Raw genomic sequence first — 14,665 nt, 5'->3', positions numbered from 1 at the left:
CCCCGCCCGGCAGCAGACCGCGGCCCAGGGGCCGAGAACGAGGAGAGCCGCATGCGAAAGCTCGTCTACTTCATCGCCGTCAGCCTCGACGGATACATCGCGGGCCCCGACGGCTCCGACCCCACCGCAGGGCCGGACGCCTTCTGGCCGATCGGGCAGGACTACATCGAGCACCTCGCCGCCCGGTACCCCGAGACGCTGCCGAGCCCCGCACGGGACGCGCTGGGGATCAGCGGGGACGGTGCGCACTTCGACACCGTCATCGAGGGACGCAGGACCTACCAGAACGGGGTGGACCAGGGAGTCACCAACGCCTGGCCCCACTTGAGGCACCTCGTTTTCTCCCGCTCCCTGACCACGGCCCCCGACCCGGGCATCGAGCTCGTCGCCGATGACCCCGTGGCCACAGTGCGCGAGCTCAAGCAGGAGGACGGCAAGGACATCTGGTTGTGCGGCGGCGGCGAGCTGGCCGGAGCGCTCTATGCGGAGATCGACCAACTGGTCGTCAAGCTGGCACCGATGACGATCGGCTCGGGGACGCCCCTGTTCGGGCAGAAGAGACCCTTCGACCCGGCCTACTTCACCGTGACCGACAGTACGATCATGGACAGCGGCACCATCTTCCTCACCTACGCGAGGAAATAGGCACACCCGAATCTGTGAGGAAGCGCGATACCCGCGCAAGGGGGTGCAGGGTCCGCCTCGCTCCTCCTTTGCCCACACGCCGGCTCTCGAAGCTCACGCCGTTGCACGCGGTCAGTTTCCCGTCCAGTTCGCCGCAGATCCTGGAGAGCTCCGATTTGGAGATGCCGCTGTCCGCGCCGAGGGCTTTGACCAGGCAATCGACCGAGCGGGTCGAGACTCCGTGCACGTAGGCCTCCATCACCACGGCGAACAGGGCCCGGGCGATGCGTCGGCGCCGCTCGAGCAGGGAGGTGTCGGCGTACACGTGAACGTGCCCAGTCACGTACGGATAGACGGGGTCTGTCGCTGATCTTGTGATGGTGTCGGGTCAGGTTCGCAGGAGGATTCTGATGCGTAGGACGTCGAGGCTGGCTCGGCCGTAGCCGGCTCGCTTGAGGAGTTTTGCTCTGGTGACCTGGCAACGATCAGGCCGGCCCGGCGACGGCCCGGCGATGCCGGGGGCGGACCGGCCTGATCCGTGGGGGCCCGTGGGGAGTGGTGCGCTCACGCCGACAGGGCGGGGAGCGCGGCGAGGAAGTCGCGTACGTGGCGGAGCCAGGTCGCCCGGTCTGCCGGGTTCAGGACGTGGGCGGCGCCGGGCAGTTCGATCATATGGGCTCCCGGGATGCCGGCTGCCAGGCGGTAGGAGCTCTCTGGCAGCACCAGCCGGTCGCCGGTTGGCGCCACCACCAGGGTCGGGGCGGATACCTTCGCGAGGTCGGCTCGGACGTCCACGCGGGACACCAGGTCGAAGTGGTCCAGCAGGCCCGGCGGCATCGCGGCCAGGATCTGTGCGGCCGGTTCGTCGAGGGCGGCCGGTTCGGCGTCCGCCAGGTCCGCCGGGGACATGCAGGACAGGAGAGCGAACCGTGCCACGTCCTCCCACTGACCCGCGGATGCCAGGGACTTGATCAGCTGGGTGGCGAGCGCGAGGACGGGGTCGGCGGTGGCGAAGCCGGCGGTGAGGACGAGGGCCCGGACACGGTCGGGGTGCCGTGTGGCGATCCGGATGGCCACGGCGCTGCCGAGGGATTCCCCCAGGACGGCGAACGAGTCCTGGCCGGCCGCGACGGCGGCCCGGACCAGGCGGTCGGCGAGGTCGTCTAGGTCCAGGGGCCCGGCGGCTGCGGCAGAGCCGCCTGCTCCGGGGTAGTGCGGGCCGACGAGGGTGTGGTCCCGGGCGAGGTCGTCGAGGACGAGGCCGAAGTTCCCTGCGATGCCGCCGCCGGCGCCGTGCGCGAGCAGAAGTGCGGGGCCGCGTCCCTGTACGAGAACGTCGAGGTGAGAGCCGGGAATTGCGTGGTCAGTGGTCATGGAGCCGACGCTAAACTCCGACATCAGTGTCAGAGTCAAGCTGCGGCGTGGGCCAGGAGCGCAGAAACGAGACGAGCGGCATGCGCATGAAGGAGATGGTGCGGCGTACGGGGGTGCACGAGCGGCCGCTGCGCTACTACGAACAGCAAGGACTCCTGACCCCCGGCCGGCTGCCCAGCGGCTACCGCATCTACGGCGAGTCGGATGTCGCGACGGTGCGCCGCATTCGCTGTCTGCCGGCGGCAGGTCTTCCGACCGCTCTGATCGCCCGGATACTGCCGTGCATCCGGGCGGACGACGAGCATCTCGTCCCCGCCTGCCCGGACCTGCTCGGCCGACTTCGTCGGGAGGGCGAGCGAATCACGCGCGCCATCGAGGATCTACAGGCATCGCGAGCGATCCTCGACACCATCATCACCGCTGCGCCACCAGGAGGCGTTGGCACGCCGCCGCCCGTCGCTACCGGGGCGAGCTGACCGGGAACGTCTGATCGAGTTGTTCACCCATGGCAAGGCGGAGAGAGCCGATCGGCTGATGCTCGACCAGTACCCGATCAGGCTGTGACGCGGTGTTCAGCGAAGTGGCGTTGATGCCAACCGGATTCCGTCTGCGCGGGCACGGATGCGAACCGGCCGCGGCGTCGGTGGTGGGGGCGACGATGGGATAGCCCGTCGGCGGACGGGTTTGGTGGGGCGCCTGGTCATGAGGGTGATCGTGGCCCACGCTAGGTGGGCTTCGCTGTGCTGGATGAGCCGTTCGTAGTCGCGGACGCCGCCGCGGGACCGCATGATCCAGCTGATGGCCCTTTCCACGAGTCACCGCTGCGGGGTGGTTGTTGGGCCGGGCAATGACGGCGGTCTGGTGTCTGGTGGTTCCGCGGACGACGATGCATGCCATGACGATTGACGGCTCGTGGTCGCGGATCGAGGACTGGTTGTGTGGGTACGCGCCGGCGGCGTACGCCTCGTTGCCTCCTGCCGCGGGCTCTGATGCGGTATGCGCGGCGGAACGCCGGTGCGGGCTCGTGTTTCCCGGGGACATGGTGGCGTCCCTGCGCCGCCATGACGGTTCGGGGGAGTGTCTGCTGCCCGGCAACTACCGCCTTTCCGGCGCAGCCGAGATCGCGAAGGACTACGTGTGGTGGATCGGGTCACAGCAGCGGGACGTTCCCGGTGAACTGCGTTACTGGCGTTCGTCCTGGCTGCCTCTGGCCGCAGATGGCGCCGGGGGTTCCCTCTTCGTCGAGACGGCACCGGGGGACCGGCACGGTCGTATCGGTGCGCATGCCCACGGTGACGGCGGACGGTTCGGCGACGGGCCCCGGTACACCTCGCTGCAAGCCCTGCTCAGCTGGGCCGCGCAGGCCCTGTCCGAGGGCTCTGCCACGGATGTCCTGGACTACGTGCTGGCCGTGGACGAACTGGGTCTTTTGTACTGGCAGGACGTGGACGCAGAAGGGGACGGCGTGTCAGTGGTCTGGGACATGGCAGCCCTGGAGAACCGTTGCGGAGGGCTCTGAGTTTGTTCTCTGTCTACGGGTGGTCTACGGGTGCGGGCCGGTAGCGGGAGCGGCCGGTCGATTTTGGGTTGCTGGGCAGTCGGCGACCGGGAGAGTCCCGCTCATGCCGACGACCGCACGTGATCTGACGCTGGAGCACTCTCGATGGGTCGGCGGGCACGCCGGTGTGCGGGCGATCTTCAGGGACGCCAAGGCGCTGTCCGCAGTGGGGAGGAAGCGTGGACGAGGGGCACGCCCCGCCCCGAAGGAGCGCGGGCAGGCCGCGAGAGGCTGCTGGCGGCCCGGGAGGAGAAATCCCCGGACGGCGAGGGGCTCCACGCGTCGTCGTGGGACGGCGGTACGACGCGGCGCACGGCGTGTGACGGTGCTCCGGCGGGTCTTCTCGGCCCGGCCGGGAAGGTGCGCGTATTTCTGCGCCGGGCGGCTGAGGAATAACGCGTCGGCGGGTGCGAGGGGGCTGGGGAGTCCGGCGTCCGGCAGGCCGGACGCCGCCTGCGGCGGCCGATGCTGGCGCACCACCGATCAGGGAGAGCGCCCCACATGACCAGCCGGAAGACCGCCGCCGAGCCCGTGGAGGAATGTTCCGTCGGCGAGGTCTCGCCCTGGATGCGCGGCCTGCAGGCTGGTGCGGGCCATCTGCTCTACCGCCTGGGCCTGCGCTCGGGGCAGTTCTTCAACGGGGCGCTGCAGAGATCCGGCCTCTGCTTGCGCCACTATGCGGTGCTGCGCTTGCTGGCCACCGCGGAGGGCGCGGCGCAGCGCGAGCTGAGCGAGGCGCTCGGCTACGACCTCAGCGCGATCGTCGGCCTGGCCGACGCACTGGAACGTCCCGGGTTCGTGGACCGCCGCCGCGCCCCCGGCGACCGCCGTCGCATCGTGGCTTTCGCTCCGGCGGGCCACGACTTCCTCCGGGAGTTCGACGAGGCGGCCCGTGGCGCGACCGAGGAACTGCTTGCCCCGCTCGGTATCGAGGAACGGAAGACGTTGCATGGGCTGTTGTCCCGGGTGGCCCGTGCGGATGGTGCCTGAGCCCTTGCTCCCGCGATCCGCTCGGTCCGGATCGTCCAGGAGGGCGCTCACCTGACGGGGGCGGGCCCGGTGAGCCGGTCGAGGGCCGCCAGTACGGGACTCTCTGCCCCGCCGGGCAACCGCACCGCGCCCGGCATGACGGGCCGGGGCGGCCCTTCGGCCTCAAACGGCCGCTGCGGCCCGTATGTTCGGATCAGGAATCCGCGGGCAGCCCCCGCCCTCACCTCCCGTGCCTCCGCGGCGGCCCCGGTGTCGCTTCGAAGTGGCCGGAATCGGCAGGGTGTTCATGCCGTGGGGGCGCTACCGCGTGTCCGCCAGGTCGCCGGCCCGATGATGCGCCGTTTTGACCGTCCCGGCGGCGATGAGCACCGCCAGCTCAGCGAGTTCCTCGCCTGTTACCGGAAGCTCAATGCTGCTGGCCAGCTCTTTGACGCCTTCACGCAGGTCTTGGTCCGTCTCGGGGGTGCTTCGTCCGTGGTGATCGGTGCGCTGTGCTCTTCTTTGGTTCCGCCAGAGCCGGGAGGCTCCGCTGTGCGAGCGCCCCCCGGTCGCGGCACCCGGCAGGCCCTCGTCATCTCCCCGGCGCACCCCCTTCCCTTTCTCGACCCGGTGCGGCCAGGGCTGTGCGGACGACGGCGTGGTCTGCGGTGCGCGTCACGGCGTTGGCTCCTGCTGAGGCGGGTGCTTCGGCATCTGCCCTGTCCGCGATGATGGGCGGCGGATAAAGGGGGGGGGGGCGGGATGACGCAACTGCTGTGCAGGGACCTGCGGGGTCAACGGGGCACCGCACCGGCGTCGGTGTCGATGGCTGTGCTGTGGGTGGAGGGCTTTTTTGCCTGATGCTGGTCATGCCGCTCTTCGGGGTGATCCCGGAGGCGAGGTCAGTCCTCTTGCTCCCTCTGGTGGCGCTGGGGCTGCTCTTCGCGGCCTCGTTGGTGTCTGCTGCCTTTGTGCTGCCTTCTGTTGCCCTCGGGCATTGGATGGCACAGCGGAGGGGCAGCGGGAGGCGTGGGTGGTGGGTGCTGGCATCAGCCCTGCTGGTGTCGGTGCTGGTCGTCAGCTTGTCGCTGTTGGTCGTGGCCTCTCGCGGCGAAGGGCCTGTGTTCAGTTCGTGGCGGGGCAGCCTGGTGTGGTTGCTGTACGCGTCAGTCTTCTGCTGCGTCTCCATGCCGGCAGTGCTGGCCGCGCACAGAGTGGTGGTGCGCGCGGAGGCGGGCTACCGGGTGTGGTCTGCCGGGCAGGTTCTGGGATATGGGGCAGTGTTGTTGCTTGTGGAGTTGATGGGGGTCCTGGTGGTGTTGAGCGTGCTCGTCTGAACCTCCTGGTGCTTGCGCCGGGGCGCTGGCCGGCGGTGTCGCCCCGGGCGCGAGAGGAGGCGATGCAGCGCGGTCCGTTCTTTGCCCGTGGCCTGCGTCAAGGCTGACGTCGGGGGCGGCGGGCTCACCGCAGTGATCACCAAGGACGCTGTCAGCGAGCTCGGCCGCACGGCCGGGTCCTCGGTCGCCGCGCTGATCAAGTCGACCGAGGTCTCGCCGGACGCCGCCTGACCCCGGCCGGCCAACCCCGCAGTGAGGCCCGCGCACCGACGTGCGCGGGCCTCATAGGTTTCCTTGAGCCGCTGCCGGATCCGCGGCGCGGATCCCTCTCCGTACCCGAAGGCGAGGACGTACGCCCGCAGTCCGCGTTCGAGGCGGACTTCGAATTGCCCCTGCCGGGCTGTCTTTCTGTACATGGCGGTTCAGACTGGACCGCACACGGTACTCGGCCTATGTACCAGTCCGCTTCGGCCGACTGATCGCTCTTCGTCCTCGCCGGCCTGGCCGGGGCAGCGTCGCTTGCTGGACATGACGGTGTTGCGGGCCGGCGTTACGCTGTCGGCCCGTGGCCGCAACGAGGCGATCACAGGAGGTGCTGATGTCCGGGGACCAGAGCAGGGCCCGACCGGCGGTCGTCGACCGTGCGGCGTTCGACGAGCAACTGGAAGTGCTGCGGGCGAGGGAGAAGGCGCACACCCGTGAGGGTGATGCGATCGCGGCCGCGCGCCGGCGGCTGCCGATGGTCGAGGTCGCTGCGGACAGCACGCTGATCGGGCCGCACGGCCCTCTCACGCTGCTCGACGCCTTCGAGGGGCGGCGTCTGCTCATTGCCTACTACTTCATGTGGTGGCCTGCCCGGCCCGCTGCCGAGCAGTGCGAAGGCTGTACGTGGGTGATGAGCCACGTGGGCGAGCAGGCCTACCTGCACTCGCGCGACATCACCTTCGCGGTGCTGTGCCAGGGGCGGAACACCGCCTATGGCCCTGGTGATGCCAAGACGTCGTACGAGGAGAGCCTTCGCTACCGTGCCTTCATGGGCTGGGACATGGCGTGGTACTCCGCCCAGCCCTCGCTGGACACGCTCCTCGCCGGCCGTGAGCAGGGTCTGTTCCACCTGGTGTGCTACCTGCGCGATGGCGACCGGGTCTTCGAGACGTACTGGACCAAACGCCGTGGAGCCGAGGCGGTGGACTACAGCTACGCGCTCATGGACCTGACCGTGTTCGGCCGCCAGGAAGCATGGGAGGACTCGCCGGCGGGCTGGCCGCGCCTCGGGCAGGCGACCCGGACCCTGGGCGGGGCTCCCCAGTGGCCGCCCCTGCGGCAGGAGTCGGGCGGACGTCCCACCGCGCAGTGGCCGCGCCTCGAAGCCGGGTACCCGGCCGATCTGGGAGCCACGGACGCGGGCCCGGCCCAGCCTCCAGGTCATTGCCACTGAACGGCGCGAAAAGAGCTGACAGCTCGACGGTCACCTCCGGCGTCACCCTGCCAAGGTCCCTGCGGCCGGCATCGCCGCCCGGGCGGGCGTCGCCAAGCAGACCGTCTACCGGTGGTGGAAGACCAAGACCGACGTCCTCCTGGACGCCTTCCTCCAGGACGCGGCCCAAGCCCTCACCCCGCCGGACCACGGCGACCTGGCCCGGGACCTGCGCGCCCACCTGCGTCAACTGGCCCTGTTCCTCACCCGTTCCGACGCGGGTACCGTCTTCAGGGCCCTGGTCGGGCATGCCCAGCACGATGCCGTGTTCGCCGCCGCCCTGCGGTCGGGGTACCTCGATGAACAGCGCCGTCGCGACCGGCTACCGCTGGAACGCGCGGTGGCACGCGGCCAGCTTGCGGCCGGACTCGACATGGCGGCGGAGATCGACCAGCTCGTGGGGCCGGTCTACCACCGCGTCCTGGTGACGGCGGAACCTGTCGACCGGGCTTTCACCAACCGCCTCGTCGAGGCGTTCTTGCACCGCGCGGACGCGGCGGACGCCGTTGGCGCAGGGGAGAGGAAGAGCGGATGACGCTGAAAGCAGGCCAGCGGGTGGTGCTGGCAGCGGACACCCGGCTGACCGATTCGGCCGAGGTGTCAGGGGTCGTCGTCGGGTTCCTGTCCCTGGCGGCTGGCACCGGCGGGACCGTCGAGCAAGTGATCGGTCATCAGGAGGAGAGTGACGACGTGCGCGAATACGAGCGGCTCAAGTCGCTGCTCGACGCCTACGGGAACGAGATGCCCGCAGAGAGCAGGAAGCAACTCGAGGAGAACGTCGGCGCTCTGGAACCCGCGTGGACCGCCTTCCGGGAGCGGGGGCCCCGGGTGAGTGTGCGGGTCCGCTTCGACAACGGGTTCATCCTCGACGGGGCCCACGAGGACGTCTTCGTTTCTGCCTGAGGGCGCGTTGCGGGTCCGGACCGGTGGCCGGTGGCGGTGCTCGCGCCGGCGGGCCCACAGCCCGGCCGAAGCAGCGGCGACGGCGTGGGGGAGTGTGCCCGACGATCTTAGGGCGCACAGGGGTTCACCGCCGGGGATGTCCGCGCGCCCGAAGCAAACCGTGAAGGGGTGGGGGACGCCGTCTTCGGCCACTGGGTGCTCAGGTCGTGGAGGTAGACGGTGTGGACGTGCGGGGTCCCGCCGTACCGCGATCGTCCGCGTCCTTAGTGGTCGGCGCTTGAAATCCTTCGGGGGGTGATCAAGCTGCCAGGGCGACGGAGGATTCTTCTTGTCCATTGGCGGATGGACGTCGGGAGAGCCGGGCCAGTAGATCGTCCAGATCGGAGGTAGTGAACCTCCACTGGTACGACTGTGCCGTGGCGTTGTAGTGGTCTTCGAATGCTCGGAGCCGGTCCCTGAGCTGGGCCAGGTCGGTGAAATCGTTCGGCGAGACGATCTTGCGTTGCACGACCGCTGCGAGTTGTACCTGTTCGCCTTCGCCGGCCTAACTGCGTTGAGTAGCCTGTGGCGGGTGGGGTTTGGAATGAATGCCGGTGACTGGCTGGCAGATACGCGGAGGTCTTATGACACTGTCGCTGCTGGTTACGCAGATCTGACACGCCACCTCTTGGACGAGACGCCCGGGGAACGCGCGGTCCTGGCCCTGTTCGCTGACCTGGTGCGTGCCCGGGGCGGAGGGCCGGTTGCGGATGTGGGGTGCGGGGCGGGCAGGATCACGGCCCACCTGCGGCAGCTGGATGTGGACGCGTTCGGTATCGATCTGTCACCCGGGATGCTGGATGTGGCCCGCCGTGATCACCCAGGTGTGCGGTTCGAGCTCGGCTCCATGACGGACCTCGCCCTGGCCGACGCCTCGGTGACCGGACTGGTTGCCTGATACTCACTGATCCACGTCCCTGACGACGAGATCAGCTCGGTCTTCGCGCACTTCCGTCGAGTGCTTCGCCCTGGTGGGCCGCTGCTGCTGAGCTTCCATGTCGGTGATGAGTCGAGGTTGAAGACCGAGGGTTATGGCGGGCATCCGATGAGGGTTTATGTCCATCGCCGGCAGCAGGAGAAGACGATTGAATGGCTCAACCAGGCCGGCTTCGCCGTGGAGACACACAAGACTCTCACCTCGGCCGAGAGCAGGCTGGGAGGCATCATTCTCGCGCGCCGTCGGCCCTGAGCGTTTGCGCCGTTTCCCGGATCAAGCCGCGAGCTTCGAGTCGGGCGCTCTGACGAGGCATAGATCCTCTGCGCTGTGGTGCGGCCGGTGGCCTGGAGGACAGCGGGATACCCGAGGCAGGCCGGGGACCTCTTGTGCTCCTCCTGTGGATCGATTGGGGCAGTCTTCTCTTCGGCGGCTGCATGACTCACCGGTAGTCCCTCCACGTCGCCGAGCCACCCATCGCGTTCCGCTTCGGCAATGCGATCTGAGGGATTCTGGCGAATCGTGACCAGGCGGCCGCGCATGCAGGCACCAGCTCATTCGAGACGATCTCGTAAGGCGCGCTAGCGAAACCAGCAGTCGCACCGAAACGATCCCCGAAGAAGGGCTCTGGCACAGGCCTTGGGGAGGGGCGGCGGAGTGCCGCCGGGCGGGTCGCTTCGCGACTGCGGTCACACCTGCTCCTGGTAGACCCTGACTTCCCGGGGGCGGTGGGTGCGCACGATAGGCCAGAAGCCCCGGTTGCCGAGGCCGTCGGCCCATCGGTCGAGTTCGTCGTCCGTGTCGTGGAAGAACCAGTCCTCGAACTGCCCCAGCGCCCGCAGTTCGGGGACGGGTTCGTAGCGGAATTCGCAGTGGAGCTGGATGAAGTGATCGTGCTCGCCGGCGGCGTCGTTGATCTCGAACTGCCGTGCAAGGTCCAGCGTGAAGAGGGGCGGTCCTTCGAAGGCGTACGTCCCGTACTGCAGGAGGAGCCCGTCTCCGCCGGGCGCGGTGTCGAAGCGCCGGGAGCCGAAGCGCACGAACCTGCGCCATGCCGCGTCCGGGTCCAGTCCGGCGGGCGTCTGCCGTCCACGGCCCAGCGCATGGTGAAGTCGCTCTTCGGCCCGGTCTACGGGCAGTCTCCCCGCCATCCCTGTCCTTCGCGGTCTCGACGAACGTCGTGGTCTGGCGCGATCGTAGGGCCCGGCCGCCTGCTTCCTGCTGCGGCCGCCCCGGGGGACGGTGTGACATGGCTGGTGAAGAGGGCCCGCAGCGCGTCGTGGTCACGGTGGAGTTCGAGTGCGAGGTGACGGATGCTCATGCGCTGATCGAGCACGCCAGACGCTACTACCGGGCCTCTGCCCTCGATCCGGAGGGGGAAGAGGTGGAGAACGTTCCGGCCGCTCTCATCATGGCCTCGGATTTCAAAGGTATGCGTGCGATACCAGGGCACGGGGGCAGGGATGTGCCGGGGGTGGAGATACGTGATTGCGCAGTCGGTATAGACCCTCGGGCCGGGTGGCGCTAACAGACCGTCTTTGAGCTGCTCATCCTCACTACCTCCTGCCTGGCTGGCGCACGCTTCTCTGCACGGAGGCGTGAACTCGCCGTTCACGAACCCCGGAACACCCCACGCTGGTGGGCAGGACGCGATGATCCTTGACCCGGCTTGGGAGGTCGCGGAACACCCCCACGCCGGTGGGGAGGACACGGATCTTGTCCCGGATCGCCCGCAGTGCCGTTCCTGCCGGGCCTTCAGTCCATCAGCCGGGCCGGGCGACAGTGCGCCGGGCAGGGATCCGTGACACACCGGTCATTGCGTCACCCCCGCCGACCGGGGGAGAAGTCCCCTGCCGCGCTTGGCCGCAGGCGCTGTCGGTGGCGGCTGGCAGCATGGCGTGCATGAGCAGCGTCATCACTTACTCCACCGCCGAACGAGCCGACGTCGCGGGGCTCCTGGGGGCCGCAGACCGGCTCACCGAGGACCAGCAGCGCGCGCTGGCCCAGGCCCGCGAGAAGTCCCGGACCCCGCAGCCCGACCTCGACCCTCGGGGCGTCAACGAGGGCCTGTCCGTCCCGGACGCGCTGGAGCATCTCATAGCCGGCCACGCCGACTCGGATGCCGCCAATGGGGCGGGCGCCTGCTACCGGGCCCTGCAGTGCCTCATCGACGTCTGCTCCTGCGATTCCGAGGTGCTGGGCGTGTACTCCCGGCCCTTCACCTTCTTCAGCGCGCTGGACGACGACCTGCGCCGCTTGGGTGTCGGCGCCGATCTGCTGCCCCATGCGCGCCTGTTCTCCGGACCGCCTGACGAGATCCCTTTCCCCGTCCCGTATCCCGTGGACGGCCGGCACATCGGTATGTGGCCGCTGGACAGGGCCGAGCCCGCCGCCGACGCCTACCGCACGGTCCTTGACCGGATAGACCCCGAGTTCAGCTACGACTTCCTGCTGCTGATCGGCAGACTGGACGTCGAGCACGACGCATGGAAACTGAGCACCCAGGAATGCGACTGGTACAGCCAGGACACGATCTTCTTCTCCGTCACCGACTGACCCGCCGTCGCGGCAGCCGCCGGGTGCCGGAGTCGCCGGGTACGCGCGCTAGAGGGGAGGAAGTGGTTGGTCGGCGCCGTCCGCGAAGAGGTATCTGTGCATCCCCCTGCTGGTCACGGCGCTCGTCACCGCGACGACTGTGACAACTGGTTCCGCCCAGGCAGGCCCTGAACCTGCGGCGGGCGGGCCGGAAACTGTCGTTTCGGTTTCGGCCGACGAGTTCCGCCTGGCTCGGGCGCACTCCCGCGGGGCCGAGGCCAAGGGGCTTCGTACGGCCTCGGCTGCCGCTCCGGCTCGCGAAGGTGAGCGCACGTCCTACCTGCAGGAAAGCGGACGGGCGGGGGGGGCAACAACCCACGGCTCGAGGACGTCGCCGTAGTGGATCTGCCGGGTCCGGGGACAGGGTGGTGTGGCGGTGGGGGGGCTGGGAGTTGTCCGGCCGCCGCCGCCGTTCGGCGTGGCGGCGGCCGGGGTGTGCGGTGGGCCGGGGCTCCCTCTCGGTCGGACCTCGCGGGGTGTCCTCTTGGCGGCGGGGCAGGGCCGCGGGCTTTTGCCCTGCTGTCTGTCACGCCGGGAGGGCCGGGGCCGGGGCGCGGCTCGGGGTCTGGGAGGCGGTGTGTGTGTCCTGCTTCCTGCTTTGAGGGTAGGAGGGCAGGGGGTTGATCGGAGGCACCGGAACTTCCTGCCGCGGGTGGTTTGCGGGCCGGGTGCCGATGGGTGCGATGGCGGTTTGTGGGCGGTCGCACGTAGAGGGGATCGGTTTCCGGCTTTGCAGGACTGCGTGTTCCTCTGCCGCTCGGCGATTCGAGCAGTCGGACTGGGCGTTCAAGGTCAGCGACCTGGTGTCCTGCCTGGCCGACTTGCTGATCGAGAACCAGGGGGCGTGCTGGAGTAGTAGCGCGGGTTGGGGCCGGTGAGCGGAGCTGTCACGGGCTGGGGCCTGTGCAGTGATCACAAGGGGCGGGCCGGGATCATGGTGCTGTGCCAGTTCTCCCTGGACAGACTCGTGCTACCGACAGTGCGTATGCTCGCCGGCTGTGGCTACTCCTTCCTTTTATGTCTTCGTCGAAGAGGACACCCGACAGTTCGAGAGCGTCGAGTCGACAAGCTTCTACCTGCACCGTTGGCATCTGGTGGCCGGCGAACCTGTGGATGGGGGCCGGGCTGCCGCCGAGGCGAGAGCCGAGGGGCTTGCCGGGAGCCACATCCCGCAGTGCATGGAGCGGTTCCTCAGGGCGGGAGGCAGGCCGTACCGGAGCGTGTACCGCATGCACGACGGGTCATGGCTGGTGAAATTGAAGTACCGCTCCGACGAGCTGCATTTTCGGGTGAGTACGGGTGAGCTGGCCTTCATGGAGGAAGAGATAGAGGGGCAAGATCCTCCCAAGCGTCCCAAGACGGGGCTCAAGGCGATTTTCGGGCGTTGAGATGTCCTGTTCAACGTCGGTGCTGCGGGTGCTGCCTGACGGCTTCACCACGAGATCCGGCGCAGCGCGTCATCCATCGGAGATCAATGACGGGACTTGCCAGTGCTGATGTCAAGCCGGCGGCGGGACCGGTAGTGGCTGCTGATCGCACGCTCCGTGTACTGCGCGGATCTGCGACACCTGAGCCGCCACATCGGCAACCGCCTCAGCGCGCCCGTCCACAGCGCATCGGGGCCCTGAGCATCGGGTTGGGGGCCACTGTCTTTGCCGGGCGTCGTCGCTCCGCGTTCTCCTCGATGCGTGGTCCATCACAGCCGGCACATCGTTGCCCGGCAACGCACTCGCTGGCCCGGAAGGGCGGGTTCACTAGGCTTTCGGGCGGGCGGTCTGCCACTTGGGCGCACCCGCTTCGCGCGGTGCGGCTGTCCGGAGGATCCTTTGTGCGGGAGGCAGCCCGGTCGGAAGCGGTGGGGGAATGGGGCAGGAGTGCCGAGTTGGCGCGCATCGGCGGGAGGCCGACCGTATGCGTCAGAGCGCGCACGAGGCCGCCGAGCGGGCTGCGGCCATGGCTGTCCGGGCCGGGGCTTCACATGCGTATGCCGTGCGCGCGCACAGGTTTTCTGAGCGCCCGCTGGCGTCCGTGCGCCTGCGGCGGCGGATGCCGGACGCCTCCTGAGGGTGCCTCCAGCGGCCGGTGGCGCCGCACCCGCGGAAGCGGTCGGTGCCGGGAGGAGCCCGATGCGCGGGCGCCGGTCGGGGATCCCGGCCCCGTCCTGTCGTGGAACCGGCCGCTGCTGTGGTGCGTACGGTCCGTTGACAGCGAAGCGAGTCGGCCGGATGCCGCTGACCAGCGACGGCTCACTGCGTTGGGTGCAGCTCTTCTCAGGGGATGGGAGATGGGTCGGCTATGCGGGCGGCGCGTTGACTGGTGTGCTCGTACTGACGGGAGAGTGCGCAGGGTGGTGGGCTGGACTGGGCCGGTGCGATCCTGCTGGTATGAGCCTCGATGACAACGACTACTGGCGGCGCTGGATAGCCCGGTTGCTGGCCGTCCTTGCTGCTGATCTTTCTGATCAGCTGGCCTGGGCCGGCGAGTACCAGGTGAGGACTGCCGCCGTCGCCGACGACGTCGAGTTCGTCCTGCATCTGGCCGAGGGAATGGCCGAGCGGGGAACCCTTGAATCGGATGCCCTCCAGGACCTCAGGGCTATTGACCGGTTGGTGGGCGAGATGGACGTTCGCCATCACGCTGGCCGATGGGTCCAGGCCCTGGCTGTCGATGCGACTTGGAGCGAGGTACGCACTCTGGCCCGTCGGATTCTCGTCGCCCGGCTGGGCGAGTGGCGTCTGCCACTGCCACGGCGCGTGCTGCCTCAGCACATCTATGACTAGCGTATGCGTCTGCGGGCCGGCCCTGGTCGGGGTGTGCTCGGAGGCTTGCCTCTCTGCCGTGGCGTGCAGGGGGCG

At 69.0% G+C, this 14,665-nt stretch carries 15 protein-coding genes and 1 pseudogene; 13 read left to right on the top strand and 3 right to left on the bottom strand.

Annotated features, from left to right (window positions below; all coding sequences use genetic code 11):
* Window positions 1-51: 51 nt before the first annotated feature.
* Window positions 52-645: a dihydrofolate reductase family protein gene (locus tag ABZ906_RS06520; RefSeq protein WP_361378226.1), complete on the top strand. Its 594-nt coding sequence runs from the start codon at window positions 52-54 to the stop codon at window positions 643-645.
* Between the two features lie 112 nt (window positions 646-757).
* Here ABZ906_RS06520 and ABZ906_RS06515 read toward each other — a convergent pair.
* Both ABZ906_RS06515 and ABZ906_RS06510 read right to left on the bottom strand, forming a co-directional pair.
* Window positions 758-934 (bottom strand): annotated as a pseudogene (locus tag ABZ906_RS06515) (transposase); the annotation flags it as partial.
* Window positions 935-1,188: 254 nt separating this feature from the next.
* Window positions 1,189-1,998 (bottom strand): alpha/beta fold hydrolase, encoded by an 810-nt coding sequence (locus ABZ906_RS06510; protein WP_361378223.1) that lies wholly within the window; start codon window positions 1,996-1,998, stop codon window positions 1,189-1,191.
* 80 nt (window positions 1,999-2,078) lie between these two features.
* Between ABZ906_RS06510 and ABZ906_RS06505 the strand changes: the two genes are divergently transcribed.
* The 9 genes from ABZ906_RS06505 to ABZ906_RS06465 all read left to right on the top strand — a co-directional run bounded on the left by ABZ906_RS06505 (window position 2,079) and on the right by ABZ906_RS06465 (window position 9,179).
* The gene (locus ABZ906_RS06505) at window positions 2,079-2,474 is read left to right on the top strand and encodes a MerR family transcriptional regulator (RefSeq protein WP_361378220.1); all 396 of its coding nucleotides are present in this window, start codon (window positions 2,079-2,081) and stop codon (window positions 2,472-2,474) included.
* Window positions 2,475-2,893: 419 nt separating this feature from the next.
* Window positions 2,894-3,517 (top strand): SMI1/KNR4 family protein, encoded by a 624-nt coding sequence (locus ABZ906_RS06500; RefSeq protein WP_361378217.1) that lies wholly within the window; start codon window positions 2,894-2,896, stop codon window positions 3,515-3,517.
* A 540-nt stretch (window positions 3,518-4,057) separates the two neighbouring features.
* Window positions 4,058-4,546 carry a MarR family transcriptional regulator gene (locus tag ABZ906_RS06495; RefSeq protein ID WP_361378214.1) on the top strand — a complete coding sequence of 163 codons (489 nt, stop codon included), beginning with the start codon at window positions 4,058-4,060 and terminating at the stop codon, window positions 4,544-4,546.
* An 839-nt stretch (window positions 4,547-5,385) separates the two neighbouring features.
* Entirely contained in the window at window positions 5,386-5,862 is a 477-nt protein-coding gene (locus tag ABZ906_RS06490; protein WP_361378211.1) for a hypothetical protein, read from the top strand.
* 87 nt (window positions 5,863-5,949) lie between these two features.
* Window positions 5,950-6,093: a TOBE domain-containing protein gene (locus ABZ906_RS06485; protein WP_361378208.1), complete on the top strand. Its 144-nt coding sequence runs from the start codon at window positions 5,950-5,952 to the stop codon at window positions 6,091-6,093.
* 367 nt (window positions 6,094-6,460) lie between these two features.
* Window positions 6,461-7,300, top strand: coding sequence for a DUF899 family protein (locus ABZ906_RS06480; RefSeq protein WP_361378205.1), 840 nt, complete (start codon window positions 6,461-6,463; stop codon window positions 7,298-7,300).
* 70 nt (window positions 7,301-7,370) lie between these two features.
* Window positions 7,371-7,874, top strand: coding sequence for a TetR-like C-terminal domain-containing protein (locus ABZ906_RS06475; RefSeq protein WP_361381288.1), 504 nt, complete (start codon window positions 7,371-7,373; stop codon window positions 7,872-7,874).
* Entirely contained in the window at window positions 7,871-8,242 is a 372-nt protein-coding gene (locus ABZ906_RS06470; RefSeq protein WP_361378202.1) for a hypothetical protein, read from the top strand. The genes ABZ906_RS06475 and ABZ906_RS06470 overlap by 4 nt, the downstream gene beginning before the upstream one ends.
* A 667-nt stretch (window positions 8,243-8,909) precedes the next feature.
* Window positions 8,910-9,179 (top strand): class I SAM-dependent methyltransferase, encoded by a 270-nt coding sequence (locus ABZ906_RS06465; RefSeq protein WP_361378199.1) that lies wholly within the window; start codon window positions 8,910-8,912, stop codon window positions 9,177-9,179.
* A 725-nt stretch (window positions 9,180-9,904) separates the two neighbouring features.
* On the opposite strand, the gene ABZ906_RS06460 is transcribed toward ABZ906_RS06465, so the two are convergent.
* Window positions 9,905-10,366 carry a hypothetical protein gene (locus tag ABZ906_RS06460; protein WP_361378196.1) on the bottom strand — a complete coding sequence of 154 codons (462 nt, stop codon included), beginning with the start codon at window positions 10,364-10,366 and terminating at the stop codon, window positions 9,905-9,907.
* 751 nt (window positions 10,367-11,117) lie between these two features.
* Here ABZ906_RS06460 and ABZ906_RS06455 point away from each other — a divergent pair.
* The 3 genes from ABZ906_RS06455 (at window position 11,118) to ABZ906_RS06445 (ending at window position 14,590) form a co-directional block, all read left to right on the top strand.
* The gene (locus ABZ906_RS06455) at window positions 11,118-11,771 is read left to right on the top strand and encodes a hypothetical protein (RefSeq protein ID WP_361378193.1); all 654 of its coding nucleotides are present in this window, start codon (window positions 11,118-11,120) and stop codon (window positions 11,769-11,771) included.
* 1,037 nt (window positions 11,772-12,808) lie between these two features.
* Window positions 12,809-13,198: a hypothetical protein gene (locus ABZ906_RS06450; RefSeq protein ID WP_361378190.1), complete on the top strand. Its 390-nt coding sequence runs from the start codon at window positions 12,809-12,811 to the stop codon at window positions 13,196-13,198.
* Window positions 13,199-14,194: 996 nt separating this feature from the next.
* On the top strand, window positions 14,195-14,590 hold the full coding sequence (locus ABZ906_RS06445) for a hypothetical protein (protein WP_361378187.1): 396 nt from the start codon (window positions 14,195-14,197) through the stop codon (window positions 14,588-14,590).
* Window positions 14,591-14,665: the final 75 nt, after the last annotated feature.

It is taken from the genome of Streptomyces sp. NPDC046925, assembly GCF_040644915.1.
In the GTDB taxonomy this organism is placed as follows: Bacteria; Actinomycetota; Actinomycetes; order Streptomycetales; family Streptomycetaceae; genus Streptomyces.
This window is presented reverse-complemented; position numbering and strand designations above follow the sequence as displayed.

Coding starts and splice junctions, on each gene's coding strand:
- ABZ906_RS06505 (WP_361378220.1), top strand. CDS start 2,079: ATGCGCATGAAGGAGATGGTGCGGCGTACGGGGGTGCACGAGCGGCCG.
- ABZ906_RS06520 (WP_361378226.1), top strand. CDS start 52: ATGCGAAAGCTCGTCTACTTCATCGCCGTCAGCCTCGACGGATACATC.
- ABZ906_RS06500 (WP_361378217.1), top strand. CDS start 2,894: ATGACGATTGACGGCTCGTGGTCGCGGATCGAGGACTGGTTGTGTGGG.
- ABZ906_RS06490 (WP_361378211.1), top strand. CDS start 5,386: ATGCTGGTCATGCCGCTCTTCGGGGTGATCCCGGAGGCGAGGTCAGTC.
- ABZ906_RS06460 (WP_361378196.1), bottom strand. CDS start 10,366: ATGGCGGGGAGACTGCCCGTAGACCGGGCCGAAGAGCGACTTCACCAT.
- ABZ906_RS06455 (WP_361378193.1), top strand. CDS start 11,118: ATGAGCAGCGTCATCACTTACTCCACCGCCGAACGAGCCGACGTCGCG.
- ABZ906_RS06480 (WP_361378205.1), top strand. CDS start 6,461: ATGTCCGGGGACCAGAGCAGGGCCCGACCGGCGGTCGTCGACCGTGCG.
- ABZ906_RS06470 (WP_361378202.1), top strand. CDS start 7,871: ATGACGCTGAAAGCAGGCCAGCGGGTGGTGCTGGCAGCGGACACCCGG.
- ABZ906_RS06495 (WP_361378214.1), top strand. CDS start 4,058: ATGACCAGCCGGAAGACCGCCGCCGAGCCCGTGGAGGAATGTTCCGTC.
- ABZ906_RS06510 (WP_361378223.1), bottom strand. CDS start 1,998: ATGACCACTGACCACGCAATTCCCGGCTCTCACCTCGACGTTCTCGTA.
- ABZ906_RS06445 (WP_361378187.1), top strand. CDS start 14,195: ATGAGCCTCGATGACAACGACTACTGGCGGCGCTGGATAGCCCGGTTG.